Below are 19304 nucleotides of genomic sequence, written 5' to 3' on the forward strand. Positions count from 1 at the left end.
CGTAGCCCTCCTTTTCCTATTAGTAACCGAGAATGGTCGGGAGGAAAGTCACCGTTTGCGGCACGAAGGTGAGGATCGCAAGCACCAGTACCTCGACAAAGAAGAAGGGCATGATCTGCTTGATGAGCCGTGCCATTCCGACTTGGGCGACCCCTTCGGCCACGAACAGACACAGGCCAAGCGGTGGCGTGATCAGGCCGATCATCAGGTTGAAGATCACGATGATCCCGAAATGGACCGGATCGACGCCAAGGCCCACCGCGATCGGATGCAGGATCGGCACCAGAACCAGCATTGCCGCGATCCCTTCGAGGAACAGACCCACCACCAGGAAGAGGACCATGACCGCCAGCAGGAAGGCCGTTTTGCTATCGACATTGGCCAGCACCCATTCCGTTAGCATATTGGGCAGGCGGTTATAGGTAAGGAGCCAGTTGGCCGCCGAGACGGCCCCGATGATGATCAGGATGACCGAGCTGTCGCGCATCGCATCGCGGAAGATGCGGGGTAGGGCGGAGATCTTGATATTGCGGTAGACGAAGACACCCAGGAACAGCGCATAGGCCACAGCAAAGCTTGCCGCTTCGGTTGGCGTCACGATACCCAGCAGGATGGACCCCACCACGAAGACCGGCATCAGGAGCGGCGGGATCCCCTGCAGGATTGCCTGCATCGCGGGTTGCTGCGGCAGATCGTTGGCAGGGGCGTTCTTGTCGATCTTCACGGTCAGCATGACCCAGATCGACAGGAAGATCGCCAGAAGGATGCCGGGCACCACGCCTGCCATGAACAGGGCAGGCACCGAGACGCCGGAGACGATCAGCGCATAGATGATGACGGGGATCGAGGGGGGAATGATCGGGCCGATCACCGAGGACGCGGCGGTGAGGGCGGCAGCATAGGCGCGGTCATAGCCGTGTTTTTCCATTTCGGGGATGAACACGCGGCCGATCGCCGAGGTATCAGCCACAGCCGAACCCGACAGGCCTGCAAAGATCACCGAGGCCCAGATATTGACCAGCGCCAGGCCGGCGCGCAGACGGCCTACGAGCACATTCGCGAAAGCGATGATACGCGAGGTGATACCGGATTCGGTCATCACTTCGCCTGCCAGCACGAAAAGCGGGATCGCCAGCAGCGGGAAGGAGTTCATGCCCTTGAACATTTCGGTCGCCACAAGGCGCATGGCATAGGGTGCCTCGCCCGTGGCCATGAAGAACATAAGGGCGGCGATGATGGAGACGGCAATCGGAACCCCGATCAGCAAACCGACGATGAGGATGATAAAGGCCATGTCAGAGGCTCCGCAGCGTGCCAAGACGCTCGATGAATTTCAGAACGGCGGCCACGGCCAGAAGCGCGCCCCCGATGGCGATGGCATATTGCCATGTGCCGACCTTGCCGACCCAGACGAGCGCGTCGATGCCGGTATGCTCGGCCAGCCAGTTGCCGGTGGATTTCAGCCCCGAAGCGGCCAGCTTGCCGCGTTTCATCGCGAAGCTATGGCCTGCATAGGCCAGCAGCAGGCCCGAGACGAAGGTGATCACATCGACGAAGAGATACAGGGTCTCGCGGGACTTGCGCGAGATCATGTCCACGAGGATCGTGAACCGGATATGGTTGTCGTTCAGATAGGCCAGCGCAAGGCCGAACATCACCCCGTAGATGGTCAGGTAGATCGGCAGCTCTTCGCCCCATGGGACCGATTGCCCCACAAGATAACGACGTAGCGAGTTGATGAAGATGATCGCGAAGACGAGGGCCATCGACAGACCGGCAAGGAAGCCGAGAATGCGACGGGCGCCATTGATCAGCGTCTGCATGGGGAAGGCCCTTCCTGGACGACAGTGGCCGGCGCGCCCGGACGCGCCAGCCTGACTTGTTACAAACGGATTATTCTTGCGTGTCGGCTACAGCCGTCTGCAGACGGTCGATCCATTCCGCATCCGGACCCAGTTCTCCGCGCAGGTAGTCGATCACGGCGGGTTGCGCCGCATCGGCGAAGGCCTTGATCTCCTCGGTGGTCGGCGAATAGACCTGCATGCCCTCTTCCTGCACCTTCTTCACGCCATCGGCGGTCGACCATTCCTGGATCGCGCGGCCCATGGTGCCCGCGATACGGGCGGCTTTCGATACGACTTCCTGATCGGCGGGGGAGAGGCCCTCATAGAACTCGTCCGAGATCACGATGAAGTCCGCGCCATAGACGTGGCCGTCGAGGGTCATGTATTTCTGCAGCTTGTGCAGGCCGTTGTTATAGATCGTGCCAACGGGGTTTTCCTGACCGTCAACCACGCCGGTGGACAGCGCGTTGGGCAGTTCGGTCCATGCGATCGGGGTCGGCTCGCCGCCCAGCGACTTCACCATTTCCAGATAGAGCGGGATCGGCTGCACACGGAACTTCAGGCCCTTCATATCCGCCGGAGATTTGATCTCGCGGGTATTGTTGGTGAAGTTGCGGAAACCCGTCTCGCCATAGGCCAGCGTGCGCAGGCCGGTCTCGTCGAGGCAGTGCTCTGCCAGATCCTTGCCGAACTGGCCGTCCAGCACATCCCATGCAACGGGGGCCGAGGAGAAGATATAGGGGATGTCGAGAACGGAGGCTGCGGGGCAGACCTTCGACATTGCGCCGGAGACGATCGCCACCTGGGTCAGGCCTTCTTGTGCCTGTGCAACAAGTTCGTCCTCGTTGCCGAGGGCGCCTGCGGGGAACAGCTCGACCTTTAGGTCGCTCTCGCCCTCGACGATATTCTTGAAGATCTGGGCCGCAGCGCCTTTTTTCGAGGTCTGCCAGTCATCGGGGTCCACATGGGCCACGCGAATGGTGGTTTCGGCCTGAGCCGCGCCTGCGAGACCGATGGTCAGTGCGGCCAGTGCCGCGGTTGCTTTGAGATTGAAACGCATGTCATCCTCCCTAGATTGCGTTCGGGTCTCCACTCATCTCCCTGAAGAGTGAAGCTTTACTTATCGAATTCCTCGAACCGTGCCTTCATCCGCGCACCATCGGCGGTGCGGCCGGTGAACAGTTTGAAGGCATCGATGGCTTGCCCCACAGTCATTCCCGAGCCGGGCATCACGCGTGCGCCAACTGCGCGCGCTTTGGCCAGAAGCTCGGTTTCGAGCGGGAAATAGACGATATCGGCCACCCACATATCGGCGCCCAGGAAGCTCTCCGGCACCGACATGCCCGGCAGTTTGGCCATGCCCATCGGCGTGGCGTTGACCATGCCCTGCGGGCGGTTCGCACCGGTCAGCTCGTCGGTCGAGGCAACGGCCACAACTTGGGTCGCCGGGCGGTTCTTGGCGACCTGCGCGGCCAGAGCCTGCGCACGCGCGGGGTCCACATCGGTGATCGACAGGCGCTTGGCACCGCAATCGCACAGCGCATGGGCCACGGCCACGCCCGCACCACCGGCACCCACCAGCAGCACATGGTCATTTGGCGCATCGCCCAGACCGGCACGGTAGCCCGCGGCAAAACCCGTCATGTCGGTATTATGCCCGATGCGGCGGCCATCCTTGAAGACCACGGTATTCACCGCACCTACGGAACGCGCGCCCTCGGACAACTCGTCCAGAAGCGCAATCACTTCCTGCTTGTAGGGGTAGGTGATGTTGAGCCCGTCATAGCCCGCCTTCTCGGCGCCGACCAGCATCTGCTCGAGGGTCATCCCCTCGCGTAGCGGGTCGTCCATATCAAGTTTGTTATACAGACCGACCATGCCCTGCGCCTTTGCTTCGGCCATATGCATCGCGGGGGTGCGCGACTGGCCGATGCCGCGGCCGATCAGGCCTGCCAGCAGGGTATCCTTGGTCTGGATTGCGGTATTCATGTGTAATGTCCTCCCGCGTCGGGACTCCCGATCCGACGTGTTGACATAGTGATGGACCAGCGGGTTAATTTCGTCAAGAAGAATGTACCCGCCGGTCCATTGTAGAGTCTGGCGGTTATGAAGAGGGAGGAGAAAGTTATGGGTGTCGGAGGAAACCCCCGTGGCTGGAAGCAGAACCCAGAGGCTGTGAAAGCCGATATTCTGGCGGCGGCGCAGGAGGAGTTCGCGCGCCATGGTCTCTCGCGGGCGAGGCTGCAGGATATTGCCGAGAGAACGAAGACATCGAAGCGGATGATCTTCTATTACTTCAAGGATAAAGAGGCGCTTTATCAAGAGGTTCTCGAGAATGCCTATCGCAAGGTGCGCGAAGGCGAATGTGCTTTGGATGTGGACAACCTACCGCCCATCGAGGCGCTGGAGAAGCTGATCGGGTTCACATTCGACCACCATAAGGCGAACCCCGATTTTGTGCGTTTGGTTATGATTGAGAATATCCATGACGGTCGCCACATCCGCCAGATGGCCGAGATGCCGCATACCAATAAGCCAGCGGTTTTGCTTCTGGAGCGAATCTGTCAGGCGGGAATCGCGCAGGGTGTTTTCCGTGAGGATGTCGATCCGCTACGGGTTCACTGGCAGATTTCGGCGGCGAGCGTGTTCAATGTCGCCAACGAGATTACGTTTTCGGCAAATTTCGGGAATAATTTCTATACCCCCGAGGGACAGAGCTGGATGCGGGCCGAGGTGATCCGCACCATCGTGCTGTCGGTCCTGAAGGCGGGCACGCCGATTCCTTCGCCCAAGTAACCGAAAAGGCCCGCCGATGGGGCGGGCCTTTCCTTATCCGATACGATTGATCCGCTCGCAGATGGTCTGGGCGGCAGCCGTCGCGCGGCCTGTGGCCTGTGCGATCTGCGGCAGCACCATCCATTCGAGCGTCCAGGCCGTGCCCGAGCGTTCCTGTTCGTGGATCATTGCCTGATGCATGGCCGAGACCTGCACCGCGTTGAACCGTGCCAGCGTCACCAGTAGTTCGGGCAGAACGGGATTCTGCTTATGCGGCATGGCCGACGACCCGCCGCCGCCCGACATGGCGATCTCGTCAATGCCTTGCTGGGCCATCAGGCAGATGTCCTGCCCCATCTTTCCCAGAGTGCCGGTAATCAGCGCCATCAAACTGGCGGCTTCGGTCACCGAGCCGCGCATCGCATGCCATGCCCGTGGCGCATCTTCCAGATCCAGCGCCTGTGCCATATCGGCAGAGACCATCGCGGCCTTGTCTTTCAGTGCCTTACGGTCGCCAGACGCACCGCCCAGCTGCACCCGTGCAACCCGCGGCATCAGCGCGTCGATGCGTTCGATATGGGTGGCCAGCGGCATCATCCACGGCGCGATCCGGTCGGCCACGGTAATCTCGGTCGCGGCCTGCATACGGGTGCGGCCCATCAGGGGCTTGGCGCCATAGACCTGCACCAGCGTGTCCATCGCGTCCTGCAGCCTCTCGAGCCGTGCACGCAACAGGCGCAACGTATCACGCAGGCTGAGGATCATTGCGGTGTCGATAACATCCTGCGAGGTCGCGCCCTTATGGACCGCCTCCGAGGCATGGCCCGTAGCCTTTTTCAGTTCGGCCACCAATGCCGGCACCACAACGCCGTCATTTTCCTGCCCCTTGCGCAGGGCCGCCATATCGGGCGTGGCAGTCTCGATCCTGCTGGCGGCTTCATCGGCCAGATCGGCATCGAACAGTCCCGCCCGGCCCATAGCGCGGCTGAAGGCGGCCTCAAAAGCCAGCATATTCGCAAGCTGACGCTCCGGAGACCAGAGCGCCATGACTTCGGCATCGGCAAAAGAGCCCGAGAGCCATGGGTGGCCGAACACATCGGCCGCCCCGTTTTGAACCAGATCAGATGTCAAGGAACACCGTCTCCCCTTCGCCCTGAAGGCGGATGTTGAAGCGGTATTTGCCATCCGCTTCCTTTTTGGCGATCAGCGTCTCGACGCGCGGGCGCTGTTCGATGCGTTTCAAGAGCGGGTCCTCCGAGTTGTCCTCATCCTCGAAATAGATCCGTGTCTGAAGCCCGATATTGATCCCGCGGGCAACGACCCACAGCGAGATATGCGGCGCGCCAAAGCCACCGCCCCGCAGCGCCACCTTGCCCGGTTTGACCGTGCGCAGAGTGAATTCACCGGTCTCGGCATCAGCGGCAAAACGGCACCAGCCCGAGACTTTGGGGTCGGCGCCCTCCTGACCTGCAAACTTGCCGGAGGCATCGGGCTGCCAGCTCTCGATGAGCGCATCGCGCAACGTCCAGCCGGTGCCGTCAATGACTTCACCGACGATCTCGATGATCTCGCCTTCGGCGCCCTCCTCGATGGGCGAATGGCCCAGTTCGCTGTCATAGATCTGGCCGTTGCCTGTATAGCTGGGCATCAGGCCGATATGGACATAGGGGCCTGCGGTCTGCGAGGCGCTTTCCTGAAGAGTGTCGAGTTGTTGAACCATGATTACATCCCCTCGATACGGTTTTCGAACATGGTCTGGCGGCGACCGCGCAGCACGATGTCGAACTTGTAGGCAAGATAGTCCAGCGGGCGCGAATGCGCCATGTCGAGCGGAGCCACGAGACGGTCGAGCGAAGCGCGGTCCTTCACCGTTTTGGCGATCGGGCAGAGATTGATCAGCGGATCACCCTCGAAATACATCTGGGTGATCAGGCGCTGGCCGAAGCTGTGGCCGAAGACCGAGACGTGGATATGCATCGGGCGCCAGTCATTGCCGCGGTTGGGCCAGGGATAGGCGCCGGGGCGGATGGTCAGGAACTGGTAATAGCCGTTCTCGTCGGTCAGCGTGCGTCCGCAGCCGCCGAAATTGGGGTCGAGCGGCGCCAGATAGCCGTCTTTCTTGTGGCGGTAGCGGCCACCGGCATTGGCCTGCCAGATCTCGACCAGAGTGTTGCGCACCGGGCGGGCGTTTTCATCCAGCACGCGGCCATGCATCATGATCCGCTCGCCGATGGCGGGGGCGGCGCCACGGTTCCAGTTGAGGATCAGGTTGTTATCATATTGCCCGAAAGCCGAGTGGCCGAAGGTCGGACCGGTTTCCTCCGAGAGGCCCGATTCCATCGACAGAAGCGGCTGGTTCGGCGAGCGCGCCACGGAAGTCTTGTAGCCCGGATCATAGGGATCGGGATGGATCTCGCGGTTGCGCGGGATCAGCGGGCCTTGATCGGCCTGCATCTGTGCCAGCGGGTGGGTCATTTGTTGCCTTCCTCCTCCTGTTCGGCAAAGACCTGCTTTGCCAATTTGATCGCATGGTTGGCTTTCGGCACGCCTGCGTAAACCGCGACATGCAGGAAGGCTTCCATGATATCGTCACGCGACGCGCCGGTATTGGCGGTCGCGCGCACATGCATCGGGATCTCCTCGAAATTTCCCGTGGCGGCCAGAAGCGCCAGTGTCAGCATCGAGCGTTCGCGTTTGGTAATTTTATCCGACGACCAGACATTGCCCCAAGCGGTCTCGGTGATCAGCGTCTGGAAGGGCTCGTCAAACGGAGTTTTGCCCGCTTCGGCGCGGTCCACATGGGCATCGCCCAGCACGGAGCGGCGGGTTTCCATGCCTTTGTCATAGCGGAAGCTTTTCTCGGTCATGGTCAGATCCTGTTGAAGAAGGCCGCGATAAGCTCGGCCGTGTGTTTGGGGTGTTCGACGCAGGGCAGGTGGCCCGCATTATCGATCAGATGGAACTCGGCATTGCACAATGCGGCCGTCGCCCGCACCAGATCGGGCGGGGTGGAGCCATCCTGATCGCCCGCCATTGCCATCACCGGCAGGGTCAGGGCGCGGGTGCTCTCGGTGAGGTCCGCCGCCGCAATCGCCGCACAGCAGGCGGTATAGCCGAAGTCATCGGTGCGGATCAGCATGTTGCGCCATAGCGCGAACTGGTCGGTCTTGCGGAAGGCGGGCACGAACCAGCGCTCGAGGATCGCGGCCTCGAGCGACACGATCCCGTTCTCGCGGATCGCGTTGATGCGGGTGGTCCACATCTCGGGCGTGCCGATCTTGGCGGCGGTATCCATCAGCACCAGCGCGCGCATCAGATCGGGGCGGGTAGCGGCCAGTTCTTGGCCGATCATGCCGCCGATCGACAGGCCCACGAAGTTGAGATCCCTTAGCCCATAGGCGTCGCAGAGCGCCGCGATATCTTCGGCCAGCTCGGCAATCGTCAGATCGGCTGCGGGCGCATCGCTCAGGCCGTGCCCCGGTTTATCCAGACGCAGCACACGCCATTGGCCCGGAAGGGCCGCCAAAAACGCGTCCCAGACCCGGAGATCGGTGCCGAGAGAATTCGACAGCACCAGAACGGGTGCGTCTTCCGGCCCGTCAAGCCGGTAATGGACCTTGCGGCCCATACGATCAAAACTGTGCATGAATAGTCCTCCGAGCGTTGTTTTTTCATAAGCCCGCGTGTGGGGCCAATACAAAGCACGGAGGGAAATATAACAAGGGGGTTATGGTTCAAGCTGTCTTTCGCGCGGCAGCTCCAGCCCCGACAGCATGATCTGGTGACGCAAAGCCTCGGCCAGCCCGCCAATCTCGAACCTGTCCGCAGTGCTTTGCTTCATGGTCAGCCCGACCGATCCCGCAAGGAAGGGCGCTCCCAGATCTATTACCTCCAGCGTGCCGCTTTCAATCTCGCGGCGCACCACGCCGCGCGAGATGAACCACAAGAGATCCGAGGATTCGACCAGCCCCAGACCGGGTGCCAGAGAAACCGTCTCGAAGCGCATCTTCGGTTCGGTGATTCCCGCCGACAGCAGGAAGCGGTCCACTGTAGACCGGATGATGGATTTCTGCGTGGGCAGGATCAGCTCTGCCTGTTGCAGCACCTGTGCGCCGCTTGCGCCCGCCAGCGGGTGGCCTGCGCGCCCCACCAGCACGATTTCCTCGTGATAGAGGAAATCGAAACGCAATCCCGGCATGTCTTCGGGTGCAGGCATCCGGCCTACCATGAGATCGATCCGCCCGTCGCGCAGCTGGCCCAGCAGGAACCCGTGCGGTCCTGTCAGCATCGACATCCGGAGCCCCGGATGATCCTTGGCAAATTCGAGTGCGGCACGGGGGAAGATGCCGCCCGATACGGTGGGCAGAAGGCCCACATTGAGCATATCCGAAGAGGTGCCTCCCTGGGCCGCCACCACGGCGGTGTCCAGCTGCTGCAGCGCTTGCAGGGCGTGACGGCGGAAGGCGCGGCCTGCGGGCGTCAGGCCCACGCTGCGGCCCTCGCGCGACAGAAGCTCCACCTCCAGCATCGCCTCCAGCTCGGCCAATGTCTTCGACAGTGCAGGCTGTGAAATGCCCTGACCGCGCGCGGCCGCCGAAATCGAGCCTTGGTCGATCACATCCAGAAATGCCCGCACATGGCGCAGCTTGACCCCCCGATGCAGCCCCATCGCTTTTTGCCCCCTCGAAATTCCTCACGACGGACATTGTTACCATCGCGGCACAAAACACAATGCGCGCCTCCGCGCAGGCGCTGTTCCATGACGGAAATCCTAAGGACGCCGGAATTTGCAGGGGATTGGAGATGTGGAAAAGATCCGCTCCGGAAACGGATGAGCACAGCTATACTCGCTCAAATCGGTTTCTGTGAGGTGGCTTTAGTGGTGCTGCCGGAGAGATTTGAACTCTCGACCTCTCCCTTACCAAGGGAGTGCTCTACCCCTGAGCTACGGCAGCATCTTTTGTCGTCCGGTGCGGTGCTTTTCAGTGCCGCCCTTCGACCGTGAGCGGGGATTTAGAGGAGCTCGCCGCAGGGCGCAAGAGAAAAAATGACATATCTCGACAGATTTTTTTCCTGACGCTACAGAAGGCCCATGGCACATGATCCGAAGAACCCCCAGAATGGGTCGAAAGACCACAGATCGGCACGCGAAGATCGCCTGCGCGCGGCCTTGCGCGCGAATCTTCAACGCCGTAAGGCGCAGGCACGCGGTCGCAAGGCCGACCCTATAGAAACACAGACAGATGGTGCAGGGTCTCACGACGCGCCGCCACTGGACGAGCAGAACGAGAAGGACAGCTGATGGACCGCATTATCGTGCGCGGCAAGGGGCCGCTTTCGGGGCAGATCCCAATCGCGGGCGCCAAGAACGCCTGTCTGGCCCTGATGCCCGCGACACTCCTGTCGGAGGAGCCGCTGACGCTGACCAACGCGCCGCGCCTGTCCGACATCCGCACCATGACCGATCTTCTGGCCAGCCTCGGGGCGGAAGTGACCCAGCTCCAGGACGGCAAGGTTCTGGCCTCGGCGTGCCATGGCGTGATCAATCCGGTGGCGGATTACGACATCGTGCGCAAGATGCGGGCCTCGAACCTCGTGCTCGGCCCGCTTCTGGCGCGTCTGGGCCATGCGGTTGTGTCGCTGCCGGGTGGCTGTGCGATCGGCGCGCGCCCGATGGATATCCATATCGATGCGCTGACTGCGCTCGGGGCGGAGATCGAGCTGAAAGAGGGCTATCTGCATGCCAAGGTTGCCGGTGGCCGCCTGAAGGGCGCGGTGCACGAGATGCGCTTTGCCTCCGTGGGCGCGACCGAGAACTTCCTGATGGCGGCGTCGCTGGCCAAAGGCACCTCGGTGCTGAAGAACGCGGCCCGCGAGCCGGAGATTGTCGATCTGGCCGATTGTTTGCGGGCGATGGGCGCGCAGATCTCGGGTGATGGCACCTCGACCATCGAGATCCAGGGCGTGGACCGTCTGCATGGCGCGACCCATCCCGTGGTCACCGACCGGATCGAGCTGGGCACCTATATGCTGGCCCCCGCGATCTGCGGTGGCGAGGTCGAGCTGCTGGGCGGCAAGATCGCACTGGTCGAGTCCTTCTGCGAGAAGCTCGATGCGGCGGGTATCCATGTCGAGGAGACCAAGGACGGCCTCAAGGTCAAACGTCGTGGCGATATCGTCAATGCGGTGGATGTGGTCACCGAGCCCTATCCGGGCTTCCCGACCGACCTTCAGGCGCAGATGATGGCGCTTCTGTGCACCGCCGAGGGCACTTCGGTGCTGGAGGAGAAAATCTTCGAGAACCGCTTCATGCATGCGCCCGAACTGGTGCGGATGGGCGCCAATATCGAGGTCCATGGCGGTCATGCCACCGTGCATGGTGTGAAAAAGCTGAAGGGGGCGCCGGTGATGGCGACCGATCTGCGCGCCTCGGTCTCGCTGATTCTCGCGGGTCTGGCTGCCGAGGGCGAGACAGTGGTGAACCGCGTCTATCACCTTGATCGCGGTTACGAGCGTTTGGTGCGCAAGCTGAAGGCCGTGGGCGCCGATATCGAGCGCGTGTCCGAATAACTCCTCTGGACGGGCGGTGGCGCCCGTCTACCTTACCGCCAGCACAGTGTTACGGAGGCGATCATGGCAGATGCAAGATTCGAGGATGGGGCAGAGCAGGCGCTGAGCCTGCGGGCCGAGACGGCCGAGGATCTGCCGGTGATCTCGGCGCTGGTGCAGGATTGTGTGCTGCCGGTGACCGAAATCCGTTTCGACCGTGCCCGCCGCAAGCTGGCGCTTCTGGTCAACCGCTTCCGCTGGGAAGATCGCGAGGCCGCCGAGGCCGAGGGCCGTCCCTATGAGCGCGTGCAATCGCTTCTGGTGGTGTCGGAGGTTCTGTCGGTGCGCTCGCAGGGGGTGGACCGGTCGGAAAAGGATATGGTCCTGTCGATCCTCGATCTCGTCTGGACGCCTGCCGCCGATGGTGCGGGCGAGCTGGTGCTGACGCTGGCGGGGGATGGGGCGATCGCGCTTTCGGTCGAAGCCCTGGCCGTCGATCTGCGTGATGTGACCAAACCCTATCGGGCGGTCTCGGGCAAGGTGCCCTCGCATCGCGAGTAATTCCCTCTGCAAAGGTCATTCCGGCGCGTCGCTCCGGCTTTTGTGACGCTCTGCTCCGGCAGGGCGTTTTTTGTGTCATGAAAATTTCATAAGGCGAATCCCCATATTTCGTATATCCGCGAAATATGGAAAAAGAAGTTGCAGAAACCCTCGCCGTACTTGGTCACCCGCAGCGCCTTGCGCTGTTCCGGCTCTTGATGCGGCGCTATCCCGACCGGCTACCTGCAGGCGAGATCGCTCAGATATTGGGGCTGAAGCCCAGTACGCTCTCGGCCTATCTGGCCGCTCTCATGCAGGTGGGGCTGTTGGGCAAAGAGCGCGTCGGAACGTCGCTTCTCTATAGTATCGAGATGGGGGCGGTGCGGGAGACCTTCGGGTTTCTGCTCGATGACTGCTGTCGGGGCAGGGTGTCGGACTGTCTGCCGGCCCCTGCCTCCACCACTCCCCGCAGGTTCCGCGTGCTGTTTGTCTGCACCGGGAATTCAGCGCGCTCGCTGATGGCCGAGGCATTGTTACGCGCGCTGAGCGGTGACAGGTTCGAGGTCCATTCCGCAGGCACGCATCCGGCCTCCGGCCCCAACCCGCAGGCGCTTGCGCTTCTGGAGGGCCAGCAGCATGGCACGAGCGGCCTCTATTCCAAGGATTTCGGGTCGCTCGCCTCGGAGCCGCCCTTCGATTTCGTCTTTACTGTCTGTGACAGGGCCGCCAACGAGGAATGTCCCGCCTTGCCCGGTCATCCGGTCAGCGGCCATTGGGGGGTGCCCGATCCGGTTATCGAGGCGGCCCGCGCCCGCACCCCCGCTGAAGCGGCACTGGCCTTCCGCGCGGCCTATGGCGCATTGCGGAACCGTATCGAAGCCTTCGCAGCGCTTCCCTTCGAGACACTCGATCGCAGGGCGCTTCAGTCCGCCGTCGATGATATCGCCCGTTATGGAGAGAACTGAAATGGTCACTTACGCGCTGAACGGCCTTGGCCGGATGGGAAAACTCGCCTTGCAGCCGCTTCTGGCCGCAGGGGCCGAGATCGCATGGATCAATGATGCGGTGGGCAGCCCCGAGATGCAGGCGCATCTGCTGGAATTCGACACGGTGCACGGGCGGTGGAATGCCAGTTTCCGCCATGACGGGACATCGGTGACCATCGATGGTGTCAGGCTGCCCTTTATCGGGACAAAATCACTCGCGGATCTGCCGTTGGATGGTGTGGATGTGGTCATCGACTGCACCGGCAAGTTCAAGACGGACGCCGATCTGGCACCCTATTTCGCCGCTGGCGCGAAAAAGGTGGTTGTCTCCGCGCCGGTCAAGGATGGGCCGACCGCCAATATCGTCTATGGTGTGAATAACGACAGCTACGATCCCGCGCGCCATCATATCGTGACGGCAGCCAGTTGCACGACCAATTGCCTCGCACCCGTGGTGAAGGTGATCCATGAGGGGCTGGGGATCAGGCATGGCGCGATCACCACGTTGCATAACGTGACCAATACCCAGACCATCGTGGACCGCCCCGCCAAGGACCTGCGGCGCGCGCGCTCGGCGCTCAATTCGCTGATCCCCACCACCACGGGTTCGGCCACGGCTATCACGCTGATCTATCCCGAGTTGAAGGGGCGTTTGAACGGCCATGCGGTCAGGGTGCCTTTGCTCAACGGGTCGCTGACCGATTGCGTCTTCGAGGTCGAGCGAGAGACCAGCGTGGACGAGGTGAATGCCCTCCTCGAAGCGGCCTCGCAAGGCGAGCTGAAGGGGATACTGGGCTACGAGACGCGGCCCTTGGTCTCGGCCGATTACGTCAATGACAAGCGCTCCTCGATCATTGATGCGCCCTCGACCATGGTGGTCGATGGCACGCAGGTGAAGATCTATGCGTGGTATGACAATGAATATGGCTATGCGCACCGGCTGGTGGATGTGGCGCTGATGGTCGGGCAGTCGCTATGACTGCTTCGCGCATGAGGGAAGGGCTTTCCGCCTATATCGCGGTGACGGCGGCCTATTGGGCCTTCATGCTGAGCGACGGGGCCTTGCGGATGCTGGTGCTGCTGCATTTCCACGGCCTCGGGTTCTCGCCGGTGCAGCTTGCCTATCTGTTCCTCCTTTACGAGGTGGCGGGGATGGTCACCAATCTTTGCGCGGGCTGGATCGCGGCACGTTTCGGGCTGGCCTCTACGCTTTATGCGGGGCTCGGACTGCAGGTGGTGGCGCTTCTGGCGCTGACGGGGCTTGATCCCGATTGGGGTGTCACGGCCTCGGTGATCTATGTGATGGCGGTGCAGGGCGCTTCGGGCGTGGCCAAGGATCTGGCGAAGATGTCGTCCAAATCCGCAGTCAAGCTGTTGGCACCTTCGGCGCAAGGCGGGCTCTTTGCCTGGGTGGCTGTGCTGACAGGGTCCAAGAACGCGGTGAAAGGTGTGGGCTTCCTCCTCGGGGCGGGGCTTCTGGCGCTGCTGGGCTTTACGGGGTCGATCGTTGCCATGGCGCTGGTGCTGGCGGTGATTTTGGTGGCCATCGCGATCGCCATGCCCAAAGGGCTGCCGCAAGGGCGAAAGGGTACGAAATTCTCGGAAGTGTTCTCGAAATCGGCCAATGTGAACCGGCTCTCGGCGGCACGGGTGTTCCTGTTTGGCGCGCGCGATGTATGGTTTGTGGTGGGCATCCCGATCTATTTTACCGCCGTGTTCTCGGATGGTACCGAGGCGGGCGACCGCGCGGCCTTCTTTCTGATCGGTGGCTTCATGGCGGGCTGGGTCATCCTCTACGGGCTGGTGCAGGGACTTGCGCCAAAGATCCTGCGGGCCAAGACCCGCGCGCCAGAGGAGCTGGTGGCGGATGCGAAACTTTGGGCCTGGGGGCTTTGTGTGATACCTGCGGGGCTGACCATTGCCGCGCTGGGCTTGGGCGGGCAGGGGCTGACCGTGGCGCTGGTCATCGGGCTGCTGGTCTTTGGCGCGGTCTTTGCGGTGAATTCCTCGCTGCATTCCTATCTGATCCTCGCCTTCACCAAATCCGAGCGCGTCACGATGGATGTGGGGTTCTACTATATGGCCAATGCGGGCGGGCGGCTTCTGGGAACGTTGGCCTCGGGGCTGAGTTACCAGCTGGGTGGGCTGGCCCTGATGCTGGGGGTGGCAACGGTGATGGTGGGCCTCTCGGCGGTCATGGCGGGGCGTTTGTCTGCGCAGTAGTGCTTGCCCACAGGCGGCGGCTGGACTATCCCCGATCTGACTTATGGAGACTCCGATGCCGCATTTCCTGACCACGACCGCTGCCGATTTCGAGACCCGTTTCACCGCACTGATGGGCATGAAACGCGAGGATAGCCCCGATGTGGATGCGGCGGTGGGCCAGATCATCGCCGATGTGCGCGCGCGGGGCGATGCGGCGGTGCTGGAGTTGACCGCGAAATTCGACCGGCTCGAGCTGACGCCCGACAGCATGCGGTTTTCCGAAGCCGAGATCGAGGCCGAAATCGCCCGTGTGCCGGATGTCGAGCGCGAGGCGCTGGAACTGGCCGCCGAACGCATTCGCGTCTATCACGCCCGCCAGATGCCGCCCAATGCGATGTGGGAAGAGGAAAGCGGCGCGAAGCTCGGCTGGCGTTTCACACCGGTCTCGGCGGCGGGTCTCTATGTGCCGGGCGGGCTGGCCAGCTATCCGTCCTCGGTGCTGATGAATGCGATCCCTGCCAAAGTGGCGGGTGTCGGGCGTCTGGTGGTGGTCTGCCCCACGCCCGATGGTAAGGTGAACCCGCTGGTTCTGCTGGCCTGCCAGATTGCGGGCGTGGACGAGATCTACCGTATCGGCGGCGCGCAAGCGGTTGCGGCCTTGGCCTATGGCACGGATACCATCCACCCCGTGGATAAGATCACCGGTCCGGGCAATGCCTTTGTGGCCGCCGCCAAGCGTCGTGTGTTCGGCAAGGTGGGGATCGATATGATCGCCGGTCCCTCGGAAATCCTCGTGATTGCCGATGGCCAGAATGACCCCGACTGGATCGCGCTCGATCTGCTGTCGCAGGCTGAACATGACGCCTCGGCACAATCGATCCTGATCACCCCCGATGAGGGCTTTGCCAACAGGGTCGTTGCGGCGGTGGAAAAACGCCTCGAGACGCTGGAGCGCCGCGAGATCGCAGGGGCGAGCTGGCGGGATTTCGGCGCGGTGGTCATCACCCGCGATCTGGCCGAAGCGGCAGAGCTGTCGAACCGCGTAGCGCCCGAACACCTCGAACTGTGCGTAGATGACCCCGAGGCTCTGGCGCAGGAGATCACCCATGCGGGCGCGATCTTCATGGGGGCCTGGACGCCCGAGGCGATTGGCGATTACATCGGCGGGCCGAACCATGTTCTGCCCACCGCGCGCTCGGCGCGTTTCTCTTCGGGGCTGTCGGTCTTCGATTTCGTCAAGCGCACCACGCTGTCGATGATGACCCCCGAAGCGCTGCGCCGGATCGGTCCGGGGGCGGAGACACTCGCCAAATCGGAAAGCCTTGAAGCGCATGGGCTTTCTGTCCGCGCGCGTCTGGATGCCCTTAACAGGTAACGGCCAATAAATAACCATAGGTCGCAATCGCGCCCGCCTCTGTCGCGGGACGCGGTTGCGCAGGGACGAGACACCGTCTAGCCTTCTCCGACGACGCCTTGTCGGCCCGAGGGAGAAGAGTGCCATGGCCCATATCGCAAAGCTTGAAGTCGATGATTCCGGTCTGCCCGCCCCGAGCGCGGAGATCGAACAGGAACGTCGCGTCGCGATTTTCGATCTTCTCGAGGATAATCACTTCACCTTGCCGGGCAAGGGCGAGGCGCCCGGATATGAGGGGCCGTTCCATCTGTTTCTGGCGGTGCGTGACGGGCGGTTGGTGTTTGACACCCGCAACGACGCCGACGAGCCGCTGGCCGAGTTTCACCTGTCCTTCGGTCCGTTCCGGCAGGTGATCAAAGATTACTTCCAGATCTGCGAGAGCTATTTCGAGGCAGTGAAAAACATGCCGCCCAGCCAGATCGAGGCCATCGATATGGCGCGGCGCGGGATCCATAACGAGGGCGCGCGCATTCTCGAGGAACGTCTGGAGGGCAAGGCCGAGCTGGATCTAGCGACCGCAAGGCGGCTTTTCACTCTCGTCTGCGTCCTGTCGCCGGTGAAATAATGACGGATCTGCCGCAGTCGGTGCTCTTCTGTTGCGATTATAACGCCACGCGGTCCCCGATGGCCGAAGGGATGATGAAGCGTTTCTACGGTCCCGATGTCTATGTGCAGTCGGCGGGTGTGAAATCCGAACTGGATATCGACGGTTTCACGATCACGGTGATGCATGAACTGGGTGTCGATCTGGAGCGTCACCGTGTGCGCAGCTTCGAGGACATGCAGGAATGGGGCGATGATATCTCGACATTCGATCTTATTGTCGCGCTATCTCCGGCCAGCCAGCGGCAGGCGCTGGAACTGACGCGCTTCTACCATCTTGATATCGAATACTGGCCGGTGATGGACCCCACTGGCATTGGTGAGGGGCGCGAGGCCAAGTTGGCCGCCTATCGCCAGACCCGCGACCAGATCCGCGAGCGGATGATTGCCCGTTTCGGGCCGCCGCTGGACCTAGAATAACACTATCCAACAGGAAGAACCCATGTCACGCCTCGAGGCTATTGAGACCCTGAAAACCTATTACGATGCCTTCAACGCCGGTGATACCGACGGAATGGAGGCCCTGCTGGCGGATGATTTCGAGCATCACGTCAACGAGGGTACTATCCGCCGTGGAGCCGAGGCCTTCCGCGAGTTCAATGCCCATATGACGCGTTGCTACCGCGAAACGCTGACCGATATCTGTGTCATGGCCAATGACGCGGGCACGCGGGCGGCGGCGGAGTTTGTCGTGAACGGCACCTATCTGAAAACCGACGAGGGCCTGCCCGAGGCGCGGGGCCAGAGCTACCGTCTGCCCGCCGGCACGTTCTTCGACCTCAAGGATGGCAAGATCGCGCGGGTGACCACCTATTATAACCTCTCCGACTGGATCAAGCAGGTCTCCTGATGGAGGTGAGCGTATTGACGGGGGCGGCGCTCGATGCCGCCCTTGACAATGTGGCGGCGCTGCGCATCCGCGTATTCCGTGACTGGCCCTATATCTATGACGGCTCGCTGGACTATGAGCGGCGCTATCTGGAGAGCTATCGCCTTTCCGGGGATGCAGTCGTTGTGGGGGCCTTTGATGGCACGCGCCTTGTCGGGGCGGCCACCGGCACGCCGCTGGAAGACCATGCCGAGGATTTCGCGGTGCCTTTTGCGGCAACGGGACTGGCGCTGGAGGATGTCTTTTACTGCGCGGAATCGGTCCTGTTGCCGGAGTATCGCGGGCAGGGTCTGGGGCATGCCTTTTTCGACGCGCGCGAAGCCCATGCGCGCAAACTTGGGCGCGCATATAGCGCCTTCTGTTCGGTGATCCGCCAGGGTAACCATCCTTTGAAGCCCGCAGGCTACCGCCCGCTCGACGGGTTCTGGCATAAACGCGGCTATCGGCCGATGCCGGGTGTGATCGCCGATTTCCGCTGGACGGATCTGGGCGAGACTGCTGAAACGGTGAAACAATTACAATTCTGGGGGTGTGCCCTATGAGCAAGATCCAAATCGCTACGGCGGCCTATCCGCTCGATTGGCATGACAGCTGGGATGCCTATGAGGACAAGCTGACCCGCTGGGTCGAGGAGGCCGTGGCCGAGGGGGCCCAGCTTCTGGTCTTTCCCGAATATGGCGCGATGGAGCTGGCCTCCTTGGGCGGGGCCGAGGCCGCGCGCGATCTGGAGGCGGCGCTTCAGGTCGTGGCGCGCTACCGCCCCGAGATGGAGACGCTGTTTGTCGATCTGGCCTTCCGTCACCGTGTGCATATCCTCGCGCCCTCGGGGCCGGTGATCGAGACGCATAATGGCGCCGATATCCGCACCAACCGCGCTACACTGGTTGGCCCCAACGGACTGATCGGCCATCAGGACAAGGCCGTAATGACGCGGTTCGAGCGGGAGGACTGGCATATCGGCGCGGGCGAGGGGTTGCAGGTGTTCGATACCGCTCTGGGGCGGATCGGCATCACCATCTGCTATGATAGCGAATTCCCGCTTCTGGCGCGTGCGCTATGCGAGAAGGGTGCCGAGATGATCCTCGTCCCGTCCTGCACCGATACGCTCGCAGGCTATTCGCGGGTCCGGATCGGGGCGCAGGGGCGGGCGCTGGAAAACCAGTGCGTCACCGTGCAATCGCCCACCGTGGGCCCCGCTGACTGGTGCCCCGCGATTGACGAGAACCGCGGGGCGGCTGGTGTCTTCGGCCCGCCCGATACCGGCTGGCCCGAAACGGGGGTGATTGCCGAGGGCGCGCTTGATTCTCCGGGCTGGGTCTATGCGCAGGTCGATCTGGAGCAGGTGCGGCAATCGCGCCATGATGGCGGGGTTTTGCTCTTCCAGCATTGGCCCGAGAGCCTGGATCAGGCTCAAACGGTTGCGATTGTGCGCGAATCTGTCCCGCAGGGCTGACATAACGCTTGAATTTTAAGGCAAGCAGGCGCATTTAAGCGCCACG

Annotated in this window: 23 protein-coding genes and 1 tRNA gene; 13 read left to right on the plus strand and 11 right to left on the minus strand. The window is 62.2% G+C overall.

From position 1 onward, the window contains the following. Positions 1–19: 19 nt before the first annotated feature. The 4 genes from ABEB22_RS08245 to ABEB22_RS08260 all read right to left on the minus strand — a co-directional run bounded on the left by ABEB22_RS08245 (position 20) and on the right by ABEB22_RS08260 (position 3833). Positions 20–1294 (minus strand): TRAP transporter large permease, encoded by a 1275-nt coding sequence (locus ABEB22_RS08245; RefSeq protein ID WP_406870042.1) that lies wholly within the window; start codon positions 1292–1294, stop codon positions 20–22. Between the two features lies 1 nt (position 1295). After that, the gene (locus tag ABEB22_RS08250) at positions 1296–1823 is read right to left on the minus strand and encodes a TRAP transporter small permease (protein ID WP_406870043.1); all 528 of its coding nucleotides are present in this window, start codon (positions 1821–1823) and stop codon (positions 1296–1298) included. Between the two features lie 70 nt (positions 1824–1893). Next, entirely contained in the window at positions 1894–2904 is a 1011-nt protein-coding gene (dctP, locus tag ABEB22_RS08255; RefSeq protein WP_339113355.1) for a TRAP transporter substrate-binding protein DctP, read from the minus strand. A 56-nt stretch (positions 2905–2960) separates the two neighbouring features. Beyond that, on the minus strand, positions 2961–3833 hold the full coding sequence (locus tag ABEB22_RS08260) for a shikimate dehydrogenase (RefSeq protein WP_339113354.1): 873 nt from the start codon (positions 3831–3833) through the stop codon (positions 2961–2963). A 138-nt stretch (positions 3834–3971) separates the two neighbouring features. On the opposite strand from ABEB22_RS08260, the gene ABEB22_RS08265 reads away from it, so the two are divergent. After that, positions 3972–4640 (plus strand): TetR/AcrR family transcriptional regulator, encoded by a 669-nt coding sequence (locus ABEB22_RS08265; RefSeq protein WP_339113353.1) that lies wholly within the window; start codon positions 3972–3974, stop codon positions 4638–4640. 33 nt (positions 4641–4673) lie between these two features. On the opposite strand, the gene ABEB22_RS08270 is transcribed toward ABEB22_RS08265, so the two are convergent. The 7 genes from ABEB22_RS08270 to ABEB22_RS08300 form a co-directional block, all read right to left on the minus strand. Further along, complete coding sequence (locus tag ABEB22_RS08270; RefSeq protein ID WP_339113352.1) at positions 4674–5750, minus strand: 3-carboxy-cis,cis-muconate cycloisomerase; 1077 nt, start codon at positions 5748–5750, stop codon at positions 4674–4676. After that, on the minus strand, positions 5740–6339 hold the full coding sequence (pcaG, locus tag ABEB22_RS08275; RefSeq protein ID WP_406870044.1) for a protocatechuate 3,4-dioxygenase subunit alpha: 600 nt from the start codon (positions 6337–6339) through the stop codon (positions 5740–5742). Before pcaG ends, ABEB22_RS08270 begins: the two co-directional genes overlap by 11 nt. 2 nt (positions 6340–6341) lie before the next feature. Next, positions 6342–7094 carry a protocatechuate 3,4-dioxygenase subunit beta gene (gene pcaH, locus ABEB22_RS08280; protein ID WP_406870045.1) on the minus strand — a complete coding sequence of 251 codons (753 nt, stop codon included), beginning with the start codon at positions 7092–7094 and terminating at the stop codon, positions 6342–6344. After that, on the minus strand, positions 7091–7486 hold the full coding sequence (pcaC, locus tag ABEB22_RS08285; protein WP_406870046.1) for a 4-carboxymuconolactone decarboxylase: 396 nt from the start codon (positions 7484–7486) through the stop codon (positions 7091–7093). The genes pcaH and pcaC overlap by 4 nt, the downstream gene beginning before the upstream one ends. Positions 7487–7488: 2 nt before the next feature. Further along, positions 7489–8265 (minus strand): 3-oxoadipate enol-lactonase, encoded by a 777-nt coding sequence (pcaD, locus tag ABEB22_RS08290; protein ID WP_406870047.1) that lies wholly within the window; start codon positions 8263–8265, stop codon positions 7489–7491. Between the two features lie 81 nt (positions 8266–8346). Then, positions 8347–9288, minus strand: a complete 942-nt coding sequence (locus ABEB22_RS08295) for a LysR substrate-binding domain-containing protein (RefSeq protein WP_350935169.1) — start codon at positions 9286–9288, stop codon at positions 8347–8349. Positions 9289–9499: 211 nt separating this feature from the next. Next, a tRNA-Thr gene (locus ABEB22_RS08300) sits at positions 9500–9574 on the minus strand. A 137-nt stretch (positions 9575–9711) separates the two neighbouring features. Between ABEB22_RS08300 and ABEB22_RS08305 the strand changes: the two genes are divergently transcribed. The 12 genes from ABEB22_RS08305 to ABEB22_RS08360 all read left to right on the plus strand — a co-directional run bounded on the left by ABEB22_RS08305 (position 9712) and on the right by ABEB22_RS08360 (position 19258). Next, complete coding sequence (locus tag ABEB22_RS08305) at positions 9712–9921, plus strand: hypothetical protein (protein ID WP_339113346.1); 210 nt, start codon at positions 9712–9714, stop codon at positions 9919–9921. Next, positions 9921–11189: a UDP-N-acetylglucosamine 1-carboxyvinyltransferase gene (gene murA, locus ABEB22_RS08310; protein ID WP_350938775.1), complete on the plus strand. Its 1269-nt coding sequence runs from the start codon at positions 9921–9923 to the stop codon at positions 11187–11189. The genes ABEB22_RS08305 and murA overlap by 1 nt, the downstream gene beginning before the upstream one ends. Before the next feature lie 63 nt (positions 11190–11252). Next, positions 11253–11729, plus strand: a complete 477-nt coding sequence (locus ABEB22_RS08315) for a DUF2948 family protein (RefSeq protein WP_350938773.1) — start codon at positions 11253–11255, stop codon at positions 11727–11729. A gap of 125 nt (positions 11730–11854) precedes the next feature. Beyond that, the gene (locus ABEB22_RS08320; protein WP_406870048.1) at positions 11855–12673 is read left to right on the plus strand and encodes a helix-turn-helix domain-containing protein; all 819 of its coding nucleotides are present in this window, start codon (positions 11855–11857) and stop codon (positions 12671–12673) included. Position 12674: 1 nt separating this feature from the next. Continuing rightward, entirely contained in the window at positions 12675–13673 is a 999-nt protein-coding gene (locus tag ABEB22_RS08325; RefSeq protein ID WP_406870049.1) for an ArsJ-associated glyceraldehyde-3-phosphate dehydrogenase, read from the plus strand. Beyond that, a complete protein-coding gene (arsJ, locus tag ABEB22_RS08330; protein WP_406870050.1) occupies positions 13670–14917 on the plus strand; it encodes an organoarsenical effux MFS transporter ArsJ in 1248 nt (415 codons plus the stop codon). The genes ABEB22_RS08325 and arsJ overlap by 4 nt, the downstream gene beginning before the upstream one ends. Before the next feature lie 55 nt (positions 14918–14972). Next, the gene (gene hisD, locus ABEB22_RS08335) at positions 14973–16274 is read left to right on the plus strand and encodes a histidinol dehydrogenase (protein ID WP_350938765.1); all 1302 of its coding nucleotides are present in this window, start codon (positions 14973–14975) and stop codon (positions 16272–16274) included. A gap of 124 nt (positions 16275–16398) precedes the next feature. Continuing rightward, positions 16399–16878: a UPF0262 family protein gene (locus ABEB22_RS08340; protein ID WP_339113339.1), complete on the plus strand. Its 480-nt coding sequence runs from the start codon at positions 16399–16401 to the stop codon at positions 16876–16878. Next, positions 16878–17336, plus strand: a complete 459-nt coding sequence (locus ABEB22_RS08345) for a low molecular weight phosphatase family protein (RefSeq protein ID WP_339113338.1) — start codon at positions 16878–16880, stop codon at positions 17334–17336. The genes ABEB22_RS08340 and ABEB22_RS08345 overlap by 1 nt, the downstream gene beginning before the upstream one ends. Before the next feature lie 22 nt (positions 17337–17358). After that, positions 17359–17766 (plus strand): ketosteroid isomerase-related protein, encoded by a 408-nt coding sequence (locus tag ABEB22_RS08350; protein WP_406870051.1) that lies wholly within the window; start codon positions 17359–17361, stop codon positions 17764–17766. Continuing rightward, complete coding sequence (locus ABEB22_RS08355; protein WP_406870052.1) at positions 17766–18347, plus strand: GNAT family N-acetyltransferase; 582 nt, start codon at positions 17766–17768, stop codon at positions 18345–18347. Before ABEB22_RS08350 ends, ABEB22_RS08355 begins: the two co-directional genes overlap by 1 nt. 5 nt (positions 18348–18352) lie before the next feature. After that, entirely contained in the window at positions 18353–19258 is a 906-nt protein-coding gene (locus tag ABEB22_RS08360; RefSeq protein ID WP_339114423.1) for a carbon-nitrogen hydrolase family protein, read from the plus strand. The last annotated feature ends 46 nt before the right edge of the window (positions 19259–19304 follow it).

The sequence above is a fragment of the Thioclava sp. 'Guangxiensis' genome, assembly GCF_045348365.1.
GTDB lineage: Bacteria > Pseudomonadota > Alphaproteobacteria > Rhodobacterales > Rhodobacteraceae > Thioclava > Thioclava kandeliae.